The 17,342-nt window shown below is 64.1% G+C and carries 16 protein-coding genes; 7 read left to right on the forward strand and 9 right to left on the reverse strand.

Annotated elements, in window-relative coordinates:
* Positions 1-98: 98 nt before the first annotated feature.
* The 3 genes from M4J40_RS18540 to M4J40_RS18550 all read left to right on the forward strand — a co-directional run bounded on the left by M4J40_RS18540 (position 99) and on the right by M4J40_RS18550 (position 1,943).
* Entirely contained in the window at positions 99-431 is a 333-nt protein-coding gene (locus tag M4J40_RS18540) for a hypothetical protein (RefSeq protein ID WP_251755896.1), read from the forward strand.
* On the forward strand, positions 412-1,242 hold the full coding sequence (locus tag M4J40_RS18545; RefSeq protein WP_251755897.1) for a DUF429 domain-containing protein: 831 nt from the start codon (positions 412-414) through the stop codon (positions 1,240-1,242). Before M4J40_RS18540 ends, M4J40_RS18545 begins: the two co-directional genes overlap by 20 nt.
* 197 nt (positions 1,243-1,439) lie before the next feature.
* The gene (locus tag M4J40_RS18550; protein WP_251755898.1) at positions 1,440-1,943 is read left to right on the forward strand and encodes a GNAT family N-acetyltransferase; all 504 of its coding nucleotides are present in this window, start codon (positions 1,440-1,442) and stop codon (positions 1,941-1,943) included.
* A gap of 100 nt (positions 1,944-2,043) precedes the next feature.
* Here the strand turns inward: M4J40_RS18550 and gyrB are convergent, their stop codons facing one another.
* From gyrB to mutM, 7 genes are all read right to left on the reverse strand, one after another.
* The gene (gyrB, locus tag M4J40_RS18555) at positions 2,044-4,473 is read right to left on the reverse strand and encodes a DNA topoisomerase (ATP-hydrolyzing) subunit B (protein WP_251755899.1); all 2,430 of its coding nucleotides are present in this window, start codon (positions 4,471-4,473) and stop codon (positions 2,044-2,046) included.
* Positions 4,474-4,666: 193 nt separating this feature from the next.
* Complete coding sequence (recF, locus tag M4J40_RS18560; protein WP_251755900.1) at positions 4,667-5,818, reverse strand: DNA replication/repair protein RecF; 1,152 nt, start codon at positions 5,816-5,818, stop codon at positions 4,667-4,669.
* A gap of 20 nt (positions 5,819-5,838) precedes the next feature.
* Positions 5,839-6,957 (reverse strand): DNA polymerase III subunit beta, encoded by a 1,119-nt coding sequence (gene dnaN / locus M4J40_RS18565; protein WP_251755901.1) that lies wholly within the window; start codon positions 6,955-6,957, stop codon positions 5,839-5,841.
* 337 nt (positions 6,958-7,294) lie between these two features.
* Positions 7,295-8,758 carry a chromosomal replication initiator protein DnaA gene (dnaA, locus tag M4J40_RS18570; RefSeq protein WP_251755902.1) on the reverse strand — a complete coding sequence of 488 codons (1,464 nt, stop codon included), beginning with the start codon at positions 8,756-8,758 and terminating at the stop codon, positions 7,295-7,297.
* Between the two features lie 324 nt (positions 8,759-9,082).
* Positions 9,083-9,487, reverse strand: coding sequence for a rhodanese-like domain-containing protein (locus tag M4J40_RS18575; protein WP_251755903.1), 405 nt, complete (start codon positions 9,485-9,487; stop codon positions 9,083-9,085).
* 664 nt (positions 9,488-10,151) lie between these two features.
* The gene (gene rpsT, locus M4J40_RS18580; protein ID WP_251755904.1) at positions 10,152-10,418 is read right to left on the reverse strand and encodes a 30S ribosomal protein S20; all 267 of its coding nucleotides are present in this window, start codon (positions 10,416-10,418) and stop codon (positions 10,152-10,154) included.
* A 165-nt stretch (positions 10,419-10,583) separates the two neighbouring features.
* The gene (gene mutM / locus M4J40_RS18585; RefSeq protein WP_251755905.1) at positions 10,584-11,459 is read right to left on the reverse strand and encodes a bifunctional DNA-formamidopyrimidine glycosylase/DNA-(apurinic or apyrimidinic site) lyase; all 876 of its coding nucleotides are present in this window, start codon (positions 11,457-11,459) and stop codon (positions 10,584-10,586) included.
* 123 nt (positions 11,460-11,582) lie between these two features.
* On the opposite strand from mutM, the gene ubiE reads away from it, so the two are divergent.
* Complete coding sequence (gene ubiE / locus M4J40_RS18590) at positions 11,583-12,338, forward strand: bifunctional demethylmenaquinone methyltransferase/2-methoxy-6-polyprenyl-1,4-benzoquinol methylase UbiE (protein WP_251755906.1); 756 nt, start codon at positions 11,583-11,585, stop codon at positions 12,336-12,338.
* A 25-nt stretch (positions 12,339-12,363) separates the two neighbouring features.
* Positions 12,364-13,887, forward strand: a complete 1,524-nt coding sequence (ubiB, locus tag M4J40_RS18595) for a 2-polyprenylphenol 6-hydroxylase (protein ID WP_251755907.1) — start codon at positions 12,364-12,366, stop codon at positions 13,885-13,887.
* Here ubiB and M4J40_RS18600 read toward each other — a convergent pair.
* On the reverse strand, positions 13,884-14,591 hold the full coding sequence (locus M4J40_RS18600) for a Crp/Fnr family transcriptional regulator (RefSeq protein WP_251755908.1): 708 nt from the start codon (positions 14,589-14,591) through the stop codon (positions 13,884-13,886). The genes ubiB and M4J40_RS18600 overlap by 4 nt on opposite strands.
* Before the next feature lie 150 nt (positions 14,592-14,741).
* On the opposite strand from M4J40_RS18600, the gene msrA reads away from it, so the two are divergent.
* Together msrA and M4J40_RS18610 are read left to right on the forward strand one after the other, a co-directional pair.
* On the forward strand, positions 14,742-15,410 hold the full coding sequence (gene msrA, locus M4J40_RS18605) for a peptide-methionine (S)-S-oxide reductase MsrA (RefSeq protein WP_251755909.1): 669 nt from the start codon (positions 14,742-14,744) through the stop codon (positions 15,408-15,410).
* Positions 15,407-15,985, forward strand: coding sequence for an NADPH-dependent FMN reductase (locus tag M4J40_RS18610; protein WP_251755910.1), 579 nt, complete (start codon positions 15,407-15,409; stop codon positions 15,983-15,985). Before msrA ends, M4J40_RS18610 begins: the two co-directional genes overlap by 4 nt.
* Before the next feature lie 3 nt (positions 15,986-15,988).
* Here the strand turns inward: M4J40_RS18610 and M4J40_RS18615 are convergent, their stop codons facing one another.
* The gene (locus tag M4J40_RS18615; RefSeq protein WP_251755911.1) at positions 15,989-17,302 is read right to left on the reverse strand and encodes a cobyrinate a,c-diamide synthase; all 1,314 of its coding nucleotides are present in this window, start codon (positions 17,300-17,302) and stop codon (positions 15,989-15,991) included.
* Between the last annotated feature and the right edge of the window lie 40 nt (positions 17,303-17,342).

Here is a 17,342-nt window from a genome sequence, read left to right on the forward strand (position 1 = left end):
TGAAGAAACTTCAAAATAGAAATAAATACTCATGGTCGTCGTTGCATGGAAGACGCGGAAGCCGCAAGATGCTCCTCGTGTTCGGGGGACCACGTCGTATGTTGTCATTCGTTGCGCGTGTTTTTGGCCTTGTGCTGTTTGCCATTGGCGTTGTGGCGCTGATTTCCGATGGCATTTCGTCGATCGCTGCCGACGCGGTGGTCATGACACCTTTGTCCGAAAGCCTGTCTCTCATCGCGCCGGATTTCGTCGATCAGGTAGAGACGGCGCTAAAGCCTCTCGTCGGAGAGGCGACCTGGGCCGAATGGGGCTCCGTTGTGCTCGCCTGGCCGACCCTCGCTGTTGCCGGCATTTCCGGCATCTTTCTGATGCTGGCCGGTGCCCGCCGTTCGCCGCGCCCGACAAAGAGCCATGTCGGTTTTACCATCTGAGAAAGTCGTACTCGGCATTGACGCGGCTTGGACCGCGGTCAACCCCAGCGGCATCGCCCTTGTCGGCCAGACCGGTTCGACCTGGCATCTGATCGCCGCGGCAGCCTCAGCCGAAGAGTTCGTCGGCTTGGCCGACGGTGGCATGGGGACCGGACCGGCGGCCCTGATCGCGACCGCTCGCCATCTGGCCGGCAAAGCGCCCGATCTCGTCACAGTAGACATGCCGATGATGGACACTCCGATCATCGCACGCCGAACTGCCGACAATGCCATCAACCGAGCCTATTCGGGCCGAGGCGCCGGCACCCATTCGCCAACTCTGGATCGCCCCGGAGAGGTCGGACGCGCCCTGGAGGCCGGACTTTCCGCCGCCGGCTACCCGCTCGCCACCCTTGATGTCCGCCCGCCATGCCGCGTGGAGATCTATCCGCATCCGGCGCTGATCGAGCTCCTCGGCGCCGCCTATCGTCTCCCCTACAAAGCCGGCAACACTGGCAAATACTGGAGAGACTTGCCGCTCATCGAACGCCGCGCCCGCCTTTACGAGGTTTGGAAGAGTATCGTCGCAGCCCTCGACGAAGTTTTGATCGGCAGCGCCATCGCCCTTCCCCTCCCGCCGGAGGGCGCACGCGGCCGAAGCCTCAAGGCCTTCGAGGATCGTCTCGACGCCGTCGTCGCCGCCTTTGTCGGCGCCATGGTGCTCGACGGCCGGGCACGACCCTATGGCGATGCGTCATCGGCGGTCTGGGTGCCCCGTGGCCCCGCTCGCCCGCAGAAGGAAGAGGCCACGCCGAAGACCAGCCCGGCCTGAAGGACCACCTCGAAGGCCCGACCAGCTTCACATCGCGCAACCATTGTTCGCCTACGCCCTCGTGAAGATCACCACCGGCTCTCGCCGTAGCTCGTATCCCGCGCCGCTGGCGGACATTCACTGGCTGATGTCGCTTGACGGATCCGAGTACACCCGAGACGGTACATCGAACCGTGGCATAGCGAGGTCATGCGATCGTGCTCGAAACCGAAAGACTGATCCTGCGTCCCTCGCGGCGCGCGGACGTTCCGGAGCTTTTTGAGTTCCTCGGAGATCGCACGGCAATGCACTATACCCACCGCGACGAAACCCTGCGGGACTGTCGACGGCGGGTGATGGTCCATGAGTGGCGAAGACGACGCGATGGTTGTGCGCCATGGGTGGTGGCGCGTCGCGAGGATGCCCGCGTCATAGGATGGGGTGGCTTGTACGAAGACCCTTTCGATCCGGGGTGGGGTTTCGAGGTAGGGTACTTTTTCCGGCCTGAAGCCTGGGGAAACGGCTATGCTTCCGAGCTCGTCCGCGCCGCATTGGGCGTGGCGGATCGGCAACTTAGGCTTCGCGAGGTCTGGGCGATGGCCCACCCGGATAACGGAGGCTCAAAGCGAGTTCTGGAGAAGGCCGGTTTTCTGTTCGCCCGCCATCTTCCCGACCGAAACCGACTGTTGTTCCGAAGACCCCATCCGGCCGGAGAGCCATGATCGGACATAGGCGATCGACCGAGCTACCCTGGCAGCCCGGAGGGGCAGCCAAGGTCCACTCAACTGTCATACGCCAAGATTTGGCCAAGCGGGATCGACGTCAAACGTCGAGATTGGCGACCGAAAGCGCGTTGGCCTGGATGAACTCGCGACGCGGCTCGACCTCGTCGCCCATCAATCGTTCGAAGATGTCGTCGGCTTCGATCGCTTCGCTGACGTGCACGCGCAGCAACGACCGGGCGTTGGGGTCGAGCGTCGTCTCCCAGAGTTGCTCGGCATTCATCTCGCCAAGGCCCTTGTAGCGCTGCATGGCAATGCCCTTGCGGCCAGCGGCGTAGACGGCATCGAGCAACGTACGTGGACCACGCACCGTGATTTCGTTTTCTCGACGCCGGAGAACGGCGGCCGAGCCGTAGGTGGCGGCAAGATGTTCACGATGAGCGGTGAGTTTACGCGCGTCGGCCGACGACAACAGGGCAGCGTCGATGATGCTGGTCTCGGTGACGCCGCGCACGACGCGGCGGAAGACGAGGCTGCCATCGGGCGTCGCCTCACCCGTCCAGCCCTTCTCGAACTCGTCGGCGATCACGTCCAGGCGAGCCGCAACCTTGTCGGCAGCCTCCTGAGCCGCCGCGTGATCGTCGATCAGCCTGGCGTCGAGGGCGCCGGCGATTGCCGCCTGCTCGACAACGTCATGACTGTAGCGATGGTGCAGCCCTTCAATGAGACTGCGCACCGATCGCGCCCGGTCGACGATGGCACGAAGGTCTTGTCCGGCGCTGGCCTCGCCGTCGGCCAACCTCAGGACCGCCTCGTCGAGACCCTGGGTCACCAGAAAGTCCTCAAGCGCCCGCTCGTCCTTCAGATACTGTTCGGACTTGCCGCGCGTCACCTTGTAGAGCGGCGGCTGAGCGATGTAGACGTGGCCGCGTTCGATCAACGCCGGCATCTGCCGGAAGAAGAACGTCAGCAGCAGCGTGCGAATGTGGGCGCCGTCGACATCGGCGTCGGTCATGATGATGATCTTGTGATAGCGCAGCTTGTTCGGATCGAACTCGTCCGTGCCGATCGACGTGCCAAGTGCGGTGATCAGCGTACCGATTTCGGCCGACGACAGCATCTTGTCGAAGCGCGCACGCTCCACATTAAGGATCTTGCCCCTCAGCGGAAGCACCGCCTGGAACTCGCGGTTGCGACCCTGCTTGGCCGAGCCACCGGCCGAGTCACCCTCGACGAGGAACAGCTCGGTGTTGGCGGGATCGCGATCCTGGCATTCGGCGAGCTTGCCGGGGAGGGACGCCATGTCGAGAGCGCCCTTGCGGCGTGTCAGCTCGCGAGCCTTGCGCGCCGCCTCGCGGGCCGCTGCGGCTTCGACCACCTTGCCGACCACCGTTCGCGCCTCGGCGGGATGTTCCTCAAACCAGGTCGAAAAGGCTTCATTGAGAGCGCCTTCGACAACCGGGCGCACTTCCGAGGACACCAACTTGTCCTTGGTTTGGCTGGAGAATTTCGGATCGGGCACCTTCACCGACAGCACGCAGGTGAGGCCTTCGCGGCAATCGTCACCGGTTAGCGTCACCTTCTCGCGCTTGGAGATGCCGGCGCTCTCGGCGTAGCTGGTCACCTGGCGGGTCAGCGCGGCACGGAAACCGGCAAGATGGGTGCCGCCGTCGCGTTGGGGAATGTTGTTGGTGAAGCAGAGGACATTCTCGTGGTAGCTGTCGTTCCACCACAAGGCGACCTCGACGGTGATCCCGTCCTTTTCGGTCGAGACCAGAATCGGCTTGGCGATTGCCGGCTTCTTCGAACGGTCGAGATAGCGGACGAAGGCTTCAAGCCCGCCCTCGTAATGAAGCACCTCAGAGCGCGGCTCGACGCCACGATTGTCCTCGAGGACGATACGAACGCCGGAATTCAGGAAGGCCAACTCGCGCAGGCGCCGTTCCAACGTCGCGAAATCGAAGTCGGTGACGCCCTTGAAGGTCTCGTGGCTCGGCATAAAGGTCACCTCAGTGCCCTTTTCGCCAACGGAATCGCCAGTCACGGTGAGCGGACCATCCGGCACACCGTTGGAAAAGCTCATCTCGTGCACATGGTCATGGCGCCAGATCCTGAGTTTCAACCAAACAGACAGCGCGTTGACCACCGATACGCCGACGCCATGCAATCCGCCTGAGACCTTGTAGGAGTTCTGGTCGAACTTTCCGCCGGCATGCAGCTGGGTCATGATGACCTCGGCCGCCGATACGCCCTCTTCCCTGTGGATGTCGGTGGGGATGCCACGGCCATTGTCGCGTACGGTGCAGGACCCGTCGGCGTTGAGGCGAACCTTCACCACGTCGGCATGACCGGCCAGCGCCTCGTCGATGGCGTTGTCCACCACCTCGTAGACCATGTGATGGAGACCGGAGCCATCGTCGGTATCGCCGATATACATGCCGGGGCGTTTGCGCACCGCGTCGAGCCCCTTCAGCACCTTGATGGATTCGGCGCCGTAGTCGTCGGGGTCGTAGGCTGTGGTGTCGGTCATGGAGGCCTTCGTTTCTCGTCTCGGGAACATCCCGCCTGTGTTCTCATAAAGGCTGGCGGGGATGGCTTCAACCACCCAGGGCGCGGGGCTGAAATCCTTTATTTTTCAATCGCCTCTAGGAGCATTTAGTCCACAGGGGCGATGGTGGCCGCACCATGGCCCGGCAATCGGGTGGAAATGGGGCGAATCAGGCTCAAAATTCCCGGAAATCCGGCTCGCCGGGGTCTGGAATCGTGATGATTTCAGTTTCGCCGGCAAAGGCCTCGAACGGGGCGGCGTCGGTCCCTGTCATGAAGGCCTGAACACCAAGCGCGGCAATCAGATCGACCAGCGCCCGGCGCCGACGGGCGTCGAGGTGAGCGGCCACTTCATCGAGCAGCAACACCGGCGGGCTGCCGGTCAGCTCGGTGACCAGCGCCGCTTGCGCAAGCACGAGACCGGTCAGCAGCGCTTTCTGTTCGCCCGTCGAGGAAGCCGAAGCCGGCATGTCCTTCTCGGCATGGCGAACCGAGAGGTCTGAGCGATGCGGGCCGACCAGCGTGCGACCAGCAGCACGATCTCGGGAACGGCCAGCCCGGAGGTCGGCTCTCAGCCAGTCCTCGACGTCGGCCGCCGCCACGCCATCAAGCGCCGCGTCAACGTCACCCGTCAGCTGGACGATTGCGCGGGGGAACGCGTCATCGCCATCCGGGCGCGTCGTGATGAGCCGTGCAAGGCAATGCACCGTCTCGCGCCGCGCCGCCGCAACGGCAACCCCAGTTGCGGCAATCTCGGTTTCAACGGCGTCGAGCCAGGCGGGATCGGTATCGCGCCCCTCGAGCAGGCGATTGCGGGAGGCAACGGCCTGTTCGTAGGCCGACACACGCCGGCCATGTGCTGGATCGACCGCCAGCACCAGGCGATCGAGAAAGCGGCGGCGATCGCCTGCCGGACCGGTAAAAAGCCCGTCCATAGACGGAATAAGCCAGATCAGACGCAGATGATCGGATAGCCGCTCGCTACCCTTCTGCGGTTCGCCGTCGACAAGCAGCCGTCGCCCCGGCTCGTCGGGCACCGATCCTGTTCCAATCCGCACCGCTCCATAAGGCCCTTCGACATCGGCCAGCACGGAAAAACCTCCGGGGCCGCCAAGTCGCGCCATGTCGGCCAGCGTCGCCCGCCGAAAACCGCGGCCGGGGGAAAGCAACGAAAGGGCTTCGAGAACATTGGTCTTGCCGACGCCGTTCTGGCCGACGAGCACCACCGACCGTCCCGGGAAGTCGAGCGACAGGTCGGCATGGTTGCGGAAATCGTTAAGGCGAAGGCGGCTTACGCGCACCTTCGCCTCCGGACGGGATTCTGTCATGGCGTTCCAGCGGCGGCGGACTACACCCGCATCGGCATCAGCACGTAGAGCGTGGCGCCATCACCGGCATCCTGGATCAACGTCGGCGAGCCGGCGTCGGCAAGATGGAACACCGCCGTCTCCGACGTCAGCTGCCCGGCAATGTCCAGCAGATAGCGGGCATTGAAGCCGATCTCGAGCGGCGTGTCGGCATAGTCGACCATCACCTCTTCGGTGGCGGTGCCCGAGTCCGGATTGACGACGGTGAGGATCAGGCGTCCTTCGGCGAGCGCCAGCTTCACGGCGCGACCGCGCTCGGAGGAGATCGTGGATACGCGGTCGACGGCTTCTGCAAACTCGGCCTTGTCGACGCGAAGCTCCTTGTCGTTGCCCTGAGGGATCACCCGGCCATAGTCGGGGAAAGTGCCGTCGATCAGCTTGGACGTCAGCACCACGTTGCCAACCGTGAGGCGAATCTTGGCGTCCGACAGCTCGACCTTGAGCTCGGCCTTGGGATCCTCGATGAGGCGCTGGATCTCGCCCACCGTCTTGCGGGGGACGATGATGCCCGGCATGCCTTCGGCGCCATTCGGCGCGGCGATGTCGGCGCGGGCAAGGCGGTGACCATCGGTGGCAACAGCCCGGAACAGCGGTCCATCGGGGCCATCGACGGTGTGCAAGAAGATGCCGTTCAGATAGTAACGGATCTCCTCGTTGGAGATGGCGAACTGGGTGCGATCAATCAGCCGCTTGAGATCGCCGGCTTCGAGCGTGAAGGCATGGCTGAGCTCGCCGACGGTGATGTCTGGAAAATCGCTCTCCGGCAGCATCTGCAGCGAGAAGCGCGAGCGACCGGAAGAAATGGAGAGCGTGGCCCCATCGGCCGATCCCTCCAGCGAAACCTGCGAACCTTCGGGCAGCTTGCGCACGATGTCGTAGAACATGTGCGCCGGCACCGTGGTGGCGCCCGGACGTTCGACGATAGCCGGCACCGTTTCCTGAGCCTCGAGGTCGAGGTCGGTTGCCTTCAGCTTGAGCTGGCCTTCGTCGGTCCGGATCAACACGTTCGAGAGAATCGGAATGGTATTCCGACGCTCGACGACACGGTGAACGTGGGTAAGGGAAGCGAGGAGGTGCGACCGCTCCAGCGTAACGCGCATGGATAAACCCGTCTGTCGTGGCTGCCGCGCACAGATCGGTCGCGCTGGGCACGACCGGCGCGGCCTCCGGAGAATCTGGCGATGAGCAACCGTCGGTCAGGCATACCCTGCCCTACCGAGATAGGCTGCTCCCGTAAACAATCCGAAGCGCCCACCTCTCCGCCCGCTGTTGCAGTCAGGCCGGCGAACGCTCTTGGCCGTTCTCCCCGCCGCCGCCGGGGCGGCTGCGGGGAAGAGCACATTACGGCAACTGCCGATTTCCGCAAGCCAGCATGCCGTCAACGGCGCGGGTTTTCGCAGGCGTTTTTCGCTTCCGGCCGTTTTGAACGTCCGAGCCTCACGCCTCGAGCATACGCTTCAGGACCTCGATCTCCTGCGTCAACGCCTCGTCGGAGCCGAGCAACTCCTCGACCTTGCGCACCGCGTGCAGAACAGTGGTGTGATCGCGACCGCCGAAGCGCCGGCCGATTTCCGGCAGCGAGCGCAGCGTCAGCGATTTCGCCAGGTACATGGCGATCTGACGCGGCCAAACGATGGAGCGGGTGCGGCGCGAGGAGAGGAGATCCTGCTTGGACACGTTATAATGCTTGGAGACGACGCGCTGGATGTCCTCGATCTTGACGCGACGGGTATCGGTCACCCGGATGAGATCCTTCAGCGTCGTCTCGGCCATGGCAAGCGACAACGTCAAGCCGGTCAGCTGATTGTGGCCGGCAAGGCGCGTCACCGCGCCCTCGAGGTCGCGCCCCGAAGTCGTGACGTTGCGAACGATGAAGTCAATGACATCGTCGGGAACGGAGAAGCCGGGCATATGCTGGGCAGTGAGTGCGATGCGACGCTCGACGATGGACCGGCGCAAGGCCGAATCGGGCGCGCCGATCTCGATCAGCAGACCGCCGGAGAGACGCGAGCGAACGCGCTCGTCCATGGTCTCCAGCTCGACCGGGGGCCGGTCAGCGGCGACGATCACCTGCCGGGCACCGTCGATCAGCGTGTTCACCGTATGGCAGAACTCCTGCTGGATCTGCTTGCCATGAAGGAACTGCATGTCGTCGATGACCAGGAGGTCGATGGTGCGAAGCGCTTCCTTGAAGGCGAGCGCCGACTGGGTCTGCAACGACTGTACGAAACGGTACATGAAATGCTCGGCCGTGAGATACAGCACACGCATTTCCGGGTGCTCGGCCTTGAGGCGGTGGGTGAGCGCCTGAAGAAGGTGCGTCTTGCCCTGACCGACCGAGGAATGAATGTAGAGAGGATTGAACTTCACGCCGGAAGCCGAACCGTCGGCGACCTGGCGAGCTGCGGCAAGAGCCAGGCGATTGGAGGCGCCTTCGACAAAGTTCTCGAACGTGTAGCGAGGATCGAGCGGGGAGGAGATGTCGTCGAACAGGCGGCTGGAAGCGGCGTCGGCGGCTTGTCGCACGGGAGCGGGAACGCGCGGCGACGGCGCTCCAGTCGGACGAGCCGTCTCTGGGGTCGAGAATCGAGCCGGTGTTTCGATCTTTGCCCGCATGGCGGAACGCACCGACACCTCGACCTTCCTGAAAGCCGGCCCTTCAGCCTGCCAGAGAGCGGCCAGCTTGTCGCGATAGTGAGTGGAGATCCAGGTCTTGAGAAAACGGCTCGGCACCGAAAGCCAGACAGTGCCTCCATCAATCTGCTCGACATTCATGCCGGCAAACCAGCAGGAAAACACCTCTTCGCCGAGATCGGCCTTGAGGCGGCCACGTACGCGCGCCCACGCATCGGCATGACCAACTGCCGCTCCAGCGACGCCGCCGGCTTCCGCTTCCAACATTCTCGGCCTCCATCCTATACTCTATACCAGTCTTTCACTCGAAAGACGCCTCCGCCAGGAGCGCCCTTCGTCGATCTTCCGAACACACGTTCCGGGAGATCATTTGCGTCCGCCGACGAATGATCGGCAGGGAAAGAGCGCGATCCCCAGGGGAGCGATCTTTCAATTCTTGTCGGCGGCAAAGCCGACAGAAACACTCATGACGGGCGGGAACCCGTCATCTACCGGAACCCGAGGTTCCGGAACTCAGCATGTGATCAGTGTGACAGCTCTCCCGATCTGCGCGTACGCCGGCCGCACGGCCGCCCCGTCCAACACATCGGTTCAACTCTGGATCCAGGGCAAACCGCTTGCCTTCCAGCCATCGACACAGCCCCTATGCCGATCTGGGCCAAGCGCGCCCTCGAAACCACCTGCCACGTTGAAGGCCCGCACGAAACCACCGGCCGTCGCCGAAGTTGCCGCAGATCGACTGCGCGCTCCCGATCGGCAAATAAAGTAGAGCGGCGCGTCGGCGCCAACACCAAGGTCGGCAAGCGCCTCCCTCAGTTCGTCGGCGAAGACATGGTTGACGGCCATGTCCGGAAAGCGCTGCCACTCAATGAGTAGAACGCGCTTGCCGATGCTTTCAAGGTCCGGAAGCCCGACGAAGTTCCATTCCGCCACGGTCCGAACATCGACCAGCACAGCCGAGGGATCAGCGGCTAGCGCCTCCCAGGTCTCGCGCACGCCAACGTCTCCCGCATAGCCCGGATCTTCGTTGAATAACCCCGCACCCAAGATTGCCCCACCACCCCGAAATGACCAAACAGAAAAGACAAAACAAACCCATGCGCAAAATGCGCATATAACTTGAATTACCTTTCCTGGATTGGGCTGGCTACTTGCCTCGGCTATCGCACTTTATGAGTTACCGACGGCTAGCCCCCTGCTTTAGTTTGTTTTCACAAGCGACTTATTGGCTCGCTCGCTTCAACTGGGCTGACCATACACAGGCCCCATGGGGGGAGCAAGAGCCGAATCTTCCTATGTCGTTAACCTGCTTTTTACCGGAGAGGACGCCCCCGGAAGAGTGAACGGCGAACGCTAGGGGATTCAAACATTTGCGGCCACCCTTCTCGCCAAACCCTCTTTGGTCGTACGCCGGCTGCTCTGCCATTCATTAGCCGCGTTTTCGTTTCCGAGCCCCCGGATTCTTCCTTGCCCGAACCTGACGTATATCTATCTATTTGTTTTACAACGAAAAAATCTGTCACCCGACTCTCAGGGCAAAGTGGGCACCAACCCTGACCACGCGAGCCGGAAAAGCAAAAGGGCCCAGCTCAAAGCTGGGCCCCAATAGCCATGCTCATGACACAAATAGAGTCGCAAGAACGCCGTCAGGCGTCCTGAATCAGGCGCCGACCGTCTTCAGACGGGCAGCGAGACGCGACACCTTGCGCGAAGCAGTGTTCTTGTGAACGATACCCTTGGTGGCCGCCCGCATGATCTCCGGCTCGACCGCCTTGAAAGCTTCGGTGGCGGCGGTCTTGTCGCCGGCAGCGATGGCTTCCTCGAACTTGCGAACGAAGGACCGCATGCGGCTGCGACGGGCCTTGTTGACTTCGGTACGAGCCGCGATCTTGCGGGTCGCCTTCTTGGCCGACGACGTATTGGCCATTCTAGAGCCTTTCTCTCTCCCGGCCGCGCCGGGACTTGTTGTTGAGCCGCCGCGGCTGCCGAGCCCGGCCACACGGACGAAATAAATCTATCAGGCGGCCGACGACCGCCGGCCACCGTCCTTGGGGCGGGCTTATAGACGGTGAAGCGTCCGCCGTCAACGCCGTCAGCGCTGGCAGGACGTACAAAAGAAGGTTGATCGCCCGGATTGCCGGATCCGCGCCACCGCCCCGCCACACCCCGGCCGCCGGCAAGGCTCGCCCTCACGGTCGTAGACGGCAAAGCGGTGCTGGAAGTACCCCAGCGTGCCATCGGTCCGCATGTGATCGCGCAGGGTCGAGCCACCGGCCTCGATCGCCTCGGCGATGACGGCACGGATCGAGCCCGCGAGCTTGTCGGCCACCTCCGGATCGGCAAGCACCGAAGCCGGTCGGCGCGGATCGAGCCCTGCCCGCCATAGTGCTTCGCAGACATAGATGTTGCCGAGACCAGTGACGACGGCCTGATCCAGGAGAGCCGCCTTCAGCGGCGTCCGTCTCTCGGCGAAGGCAGCCAGCGTCGCAGCCGAGAAGACATTGGAGGTCGGCTCGATGCCCAACCCGGCGAGGCGAGGGTGCCGCTCGAGGTCCGCTGTCGGCAGAAGATCCATGAAGCCGAAGCGCCGGGGATCATTGTAGACAACCACCGCCCCACTCTTCAGCTCGAAACGGACGTGATCGTGACGAACGTCTCGCGACCGGGCCAAAGCAAAGGCGCCCGGCGTGGATTCGGACGAACCCGCCCCACCAAGACCTTCGATCCTGAACGAGCCGGACATGCCGAGATGGGCAAGCAGCGTCTCGCCGCCCTCGATCTCCCAGAGAAGATACTTCGAGCGGCGACCGAGGCCGAGAACCCGCCGATTGCCGAGACGCTCCACGAAGCGCTCCGGAAAGGGATAGCGAAGCGCCGGCCTCGCCAGCGTCACAGCCGAGATGACCGCCCCCTCAAGCACGGGCTGAAGGCCGCGCCGCACCGTCTCCACTTCCGGCAGTTCAGGCATTCCCGGACTTACTCCCTGACACGCATTGCCCTGTCGCGCCGCCAACATAGCGCCCGCCGTTCTCTTCGGCTATGGTCGCGGGCGCGCCGCTGGCGCGAGACTTATGGCAGGACGGGACGGACGATGACGGACAACAGCACTTCCTTTGGTTTTCGCGAGGTCAACCCAGGCGAAAAGCAGGGCCTCGTCGACAGCGTCTTCCATTCGGTCGCCGGGCGCTACGACCTGATGAACGACCTTATGTCGGGCGGCCTGCACCGTCTCTGGAAGGATGCCATGGTCTCGCGCCTTGCCCCGCCGCGCTCGGGACGGCGTCCGTTCAAGGTGCTCGACATGGCTGGTGGCACAGGTGACATCGCCTTCCGCATCGCCGAGCGGTCGAACCGCACGGCCGAGATCACCGTCGCCGACATCAACTCCTCGATGCTGGAGGTCGGCCGCGACCGGGCGCGGGCGCGCGGCCTCGACAAGATGGAGTTCGTCGAAGCCAACGCAGAGAGTTTGCCCTGGGCCGATGCCAGCTTCGACGCTTACACGATCGCCTTCGGCATTCGGAACGTGCCCCAGATCGACAAGGCGCTTTCCGAAGCCTTCCGGGTGCTGAAGCCGGGCGGCCGTTTCCTCTGTCTCGAGTTCTCGCACGTCGATGCGCCGGTCGCCGACAAGGTCTACGACCTCTATTCCTTCCATCTGGTGCCGAAGATCGGCCGGGTCGTCGCCAAAGACGAAGAAAGCTACCGCTATCTCGTCGAGTCGATCCGCCGCTTCCCTGACCAGGAGCGCTTCAAGGCCATGATCGAGGCCGCCGGATTCTCTCGCGTCGGCTATACCAACATGACTCTCGGCGTCGTGGCGCTCCACGTCGGCGTCAAGATCTGACGCCCCCTCAAGGAACCGCCCGAAAATGCTACCCGTCGATATCGCTCGCCTCGTCCGCGCCTCCTGGGTGCTCGCCCGCGAGGGAGTGATCAACGCTTTGCCTCTGCCGGAGCCGCGCCCCTTTGTCGTCTCCGTTGCATTGCTGCTTGCCGGGGCGATCCGTCGGCGTGGCGCTGCCAGTCGGGCGGAGCGGTTGTCCATCGCCTTTTCCCGGCTCGGTCCATCCTACGTCAAGCTCGGCCAGTTCCTCGCGACGCGACCCGACTTGGTCGGCGCGGCGCTCGCTACCGACCTTGCCGAGTTGCAGGATGCCATGCCGGACTTCGGTCTTGCCGGTGCCCGGGCAGTCATTGACGAAAGCTTCGGCCCGGAAGCTGCCCGACTGTTTCCCGAACTCGGCGGACCAATCGCGGCGGCCTCGATCGCCCAGGTCCACAAGGCAGCGGTGACCGACCGGGATGGCCGTCGCGACATGGCCGTGAAGGTGCTGCGCCCAGGAATCGACCGGCGCATCGCCTCCGACCTCGCCGGCTTCTACCTCGCCGCCCGGCTGATCGAGCGGCTCGCGCCCCGGGTTCGCCGGCTCCGCCCCGTCGCGGTAGTCGACACGCTGGCCCGCTCGCTGACGCTGGAAATGGACCTGCGCCTCGAAGCGGCGGCTTTATCGGAGATGGCGCAGAACACGGCCAATGACGAAGATTTCCGAGTGCCTACCGTCGACTGGAGACGGACCAGCCGATCGGTCCTCACCATGGAATGGGTCGACGGCATCAAACTGTCGGATATCGCGGCGATCCGGGCCGCCGGCCATGATCTGCCGAAGCTCGCCGCCACGCTGCTGCAATCCTTCCTGAGGCATGCGCTGCGCGACGGCTTCTTCCACGCGGACATGCATCAAGGCAATCTCTTCGTCGATAGCGCCGGACGGATCATCGCCGTCGACTTCGGCATCGTAGGGCGCCTCGGTCCGCGCGAGCGCCGGTTTCTCGCCGAGATCCTGCACGGCTTCATTACCCGAAACTACCGCCGGGTTGCCGAGGTACACTTCGAGGCCGGCTATGTGCCGCCCGAACAGGAGCTGGAGACCTTCGCCCAAGCCCTTCGAGCGGTCGGCGAGCCGCTTCATGGCATTCCAGCCTCGGAAATCGCCATGTCGCGGTTGCTCAACCAGTTGTTCGAGACGACCGAACTGTTCGCCATGCAGACGCGGCCGGAACTTATCCTCCTCCAGAAGACCATGGTGGTGGTCGAGGGAGTGGCACGCAGCCTCGATCCCGATCTCGACATGTGGAAGGTGTCCGAGCCGGTGGTCACCAGCTGGATAACGCGCAACCTCGGTCCGATCGGCCGCATCGAGACGGCGGTGTCGGCGGCCGGCGATCTTCTCGCCCTCGCACCGCGCCTGCCGCGTCTCTTCGACGCCATCGAGACAATCGCCGCCCGGACCGAACGATCCGACGAGAGCCGGCGTCGCTCGCTCGCGCCACCGTTATGGATCGGCGCCCTGTCACTCGCGGTGATCGCCGCCGCCAGTCTCGGCTGGCTCTAGGACCTTCCGCCGTGGGCGAGCGCGGCCAGCCGGCTCTCGTCGGTAACGGCGATGCGACGTCGCGCACTGCGAACGACTCCCTGCCCTTCCCAGGCGCTGAGCAAACGGCTGACCGTGTGCAGCGTGGTGCCCGTCATCTCCGCGATGTCCTGGCGGGTCAGCGGAAAGTCGATGAGAATGCTGCCGTCCGGCTCCTTTCGTCCGGCACGCCGGACGAGGCGCTGCAGCGCATGGGCGACGCGACGCTCCACTTCTTCGGTCGAGAGTTCGCGAATGCGCGTGTGCGCTTCCTGCAGCCTCTCGCCCACCGCCTCCAGCGCATTGATTGCCAGAACGGGATTCAGCGCCACGAAATCCTGCCACTGCGACGCCATCCAGACAAGAACGAGACTCTCGGTCACCGCCTCGGCTGTCGCCGGGTAATCGGTTCGGCGTATGGCCTTTGCTATGCCGAAAACCTCGCCGGGCAGCACGTGACGCACGACGACCTGTTCGCCCGATGGCGTCACCTGAACGACCTTCAGGTGGCCATTGAGCAAAAGGAAGAACTCATCGGCCGGCGCGCCCTGGCTGAACACAGGCTCGCCGGGATCGACGGTGCGCACCTGCACCGTGGCGAGAACGGCATCCAGGTTTTCTTCGGTCATGTCGCGGAACAGATCGAAGCCGCGGATCAGTGACCGGTCAAGCTTGCGGGACGCCATGGGTAAAGGTCTCCTCTCGGTGCCCGTTATAGCAAAGCGGTCATCGAGCGCCAGCCACGGCCGTCTTGCAAAGCAGTTGCAACGGTCCCATCTTGGAAACCCTGTTCCCTGGCGAACCGCATCCGACAGGACCGGGAGACAAGGAAAACCATGCCTTTTTTTGAATCACTCCGGAAACCGGCCACCCTGCCGACACCCGACACGGCTCTGCCGGGCCGCGACCGGCCAATCGCCACAGCCGAGACTCATTTCGTCAATGGCCGACCACTGAAAGGCCCGGTGCCCGAAGGACATGCGGTCGCCATCTTCGCCCTCGGCTGCTTCTGGGGCGCCGAGCGGCTGTTCTGGCGCTCGCCGGGCGTTTACCGGACGTCGGTTGGCTATATTGGCGGCTTCACCGAGAATCCGACCTATGAAGAGGTCTGCTCAGGGCGCACCGGGCATGCCGAGGCGGTGGAGGTGGTGTTCGACCCAAGTACGATCTCCTATGCCGATCTTGTCCGCCTGTTCTTCGAGAGCCACGACCCGACGCAGGGCATGCGTCAAGGCAACGACGTCGGTACGCAGTACCGTTCGGTGATCTTCGTGCATGACGAGGCGCAGCGTGCCGTGGCGGAGTTGGTCCGTGACGCCTATGCCAAGGCGCTCGACCAAGCCGGACGGACGGCCGCGATCACCACCACGATCGAACCGGCCGGGCCCTATTATTTCGCCGAGGACTACCACCAGCAGTATCTCGCCAAGAATCCGGGCGGTTATTGCGGCCTCGGGGGCACCGGAGTCTCATGTCCCACGCCAGGCGTTGGGGTCCGTCCATGAGGAGACGACCAAACTTGCTGGTGCTGTCCGGTTCGACGCGCGGAGGCAGTTACAACAGCCGCCTCGCGGCCCTCCTGGCGCGCGAGCTGGCGTTGCGCGACGCCGAGGTGCGGCTCATATCGCTCGCCGACTATCCAATGCCACTTTATGACGGAGATCTGGAGGCCGCACGGGGCGTCCCCGAGCCAACGCTGAAACTCGCGGATCTCTTTATGGCGTCGCATGGCGTGTTCATCGCCTCGCCGGAATACAATCAGTCGGTTACACCGCTCCTCAAGAACACCATCGACTGGCTGAGTCGCATCCGCGACGACCGCTATCGCGGCCTCTGGACCGGGCGCGTGTTCGCCATCGGGGCCGCGTCGCCCGGCCATTTCGCGGGCATCCGCTCGCTGATGCACTTGAGACTGATCCTGGAAAATGCCCTGGGGGCTCGCGTGCTCACGCAACAGGTGGCCGTGCCCAATGCCGACAAGGCCTTCGACGAACGGGGCAACCTTGGCAACGACAAGGCGACGGCACAGCTCGAGCGCCTCGTCACTGCGCTGATCGATGAGGCCGCACGCTTCACTTGACCCTTAATCCATGCGCGCAATGGCATGAAAGAAGCTGCCGCTCACGGTGCCGCGCCGCGATCCGTCCGGCCCAGGCGCGCCACCGTGAGCGTCGGAAACATCGGCAAGCGGATCGTCAGAGCCGATGGTCAGGATCGTGGCATAGTGAAACTCATGGCCGCTGAGCACGGCTCCCTCCGGTCCGAGTGGACCGCTTGAGAACAACCTTGCTCGACGATAGCCGAGATGCAGACGTCGCTTTTCATAGCTCGTCTCGAGACCGAGCAGACTGGCCATGGCATGACGGATGCCGCTCGCATCGACCAGGCCGGCACCGAGAACCATGTAGCCGCCGCATTCGCCATGCACCGGCTTGGCCGAGGCAAAGGCCCTGAGTCCGCCAAGGAAGCCATCCGCAGCTGCGATCGCGCCGGCATGGAGCTCAGGATAACCTCCCGGCAACCAACACACGTCGGCCGTGGGATCCGGCCCCTCGTCGGCCAGTGGCGAGAAGGGCAGGATTTCCGCTCCGGCCGCCCGCCAGGCCGCGAGATGATGCGGATAGACGAAACTGAAGGCGGCGTCGCGAGCGAGCGCGATGCGCTGGCCGGGCGGCGAGAGCAGGGGCGCGGAGGCAGTGGCTATCGGCGTTTCGGCGTCGCCGCACAGCTCGATCAGGCGACCGATCTCGACATGGCGCTCCACGAAATCGCCGAGCGCATCGAGTCGGCGGCGGAGATCATCCGTTTCTTCGGCCTGGACGAGACCGAGATGCCGCTCCGGCAACTCGACGGCCGTCTCGCGCGGCAACGCGCCAAGCACCGGGAGACCGAGTGCTTCCACGGCTTCGGTACAGAGCCGACGATGCCGCTCCGACCCGACGCGATTGAGGACGATGCCGACGATCGTCAGACGCGGATCGAGAAGCTTGGCGCCGAGCGCCACGGCGGCTGCCGAGGTCGATTGCCCAGTCACGTCGAGCACCAGCAGCACCTTGAGACCGAGGGCGGCGGCGATATCCGCCGACGATCCGGTCCGGCCGGGCTCGTGGCCGACGCCATCGAAGAGGCCCATCAGCCCCTCGGCCACCAACAGGTCGGCGCCCTCGGCCTGATGCGCGGCGAGGCCAGCCACCTGCGCCGGCGTCATCGCCCAGCTATCGAGATTGACGCCGGGCCGACGGGCGGCGGCGGCATGGAAAGCCGGATCGATGTAGTCCGGCCCGCATTTGGCCGGTGCGACCTTCAGTCCACGCCGGGCGAGGGCTGCCATCAGCCCCAGCGACAACGTCGTCTTGCCGGCGCCGGAGCGTACCGATGCGACCAAAAAACCCTTCATCACCGCCTTACCTTTCCCCTTGACCGGATAGCAGACAGCG

The organism is Pleomorphomonas sp. JP5 (assembly GCF_023721815.1).
In the GTDB taxonomy this organism is placed as follows: domain Bacteria; phylum Pseudomonadota; class Alphaproteobacteria; order Rhizobiales; family Pleomorphomonadaceae; genus Pleomorphomonas.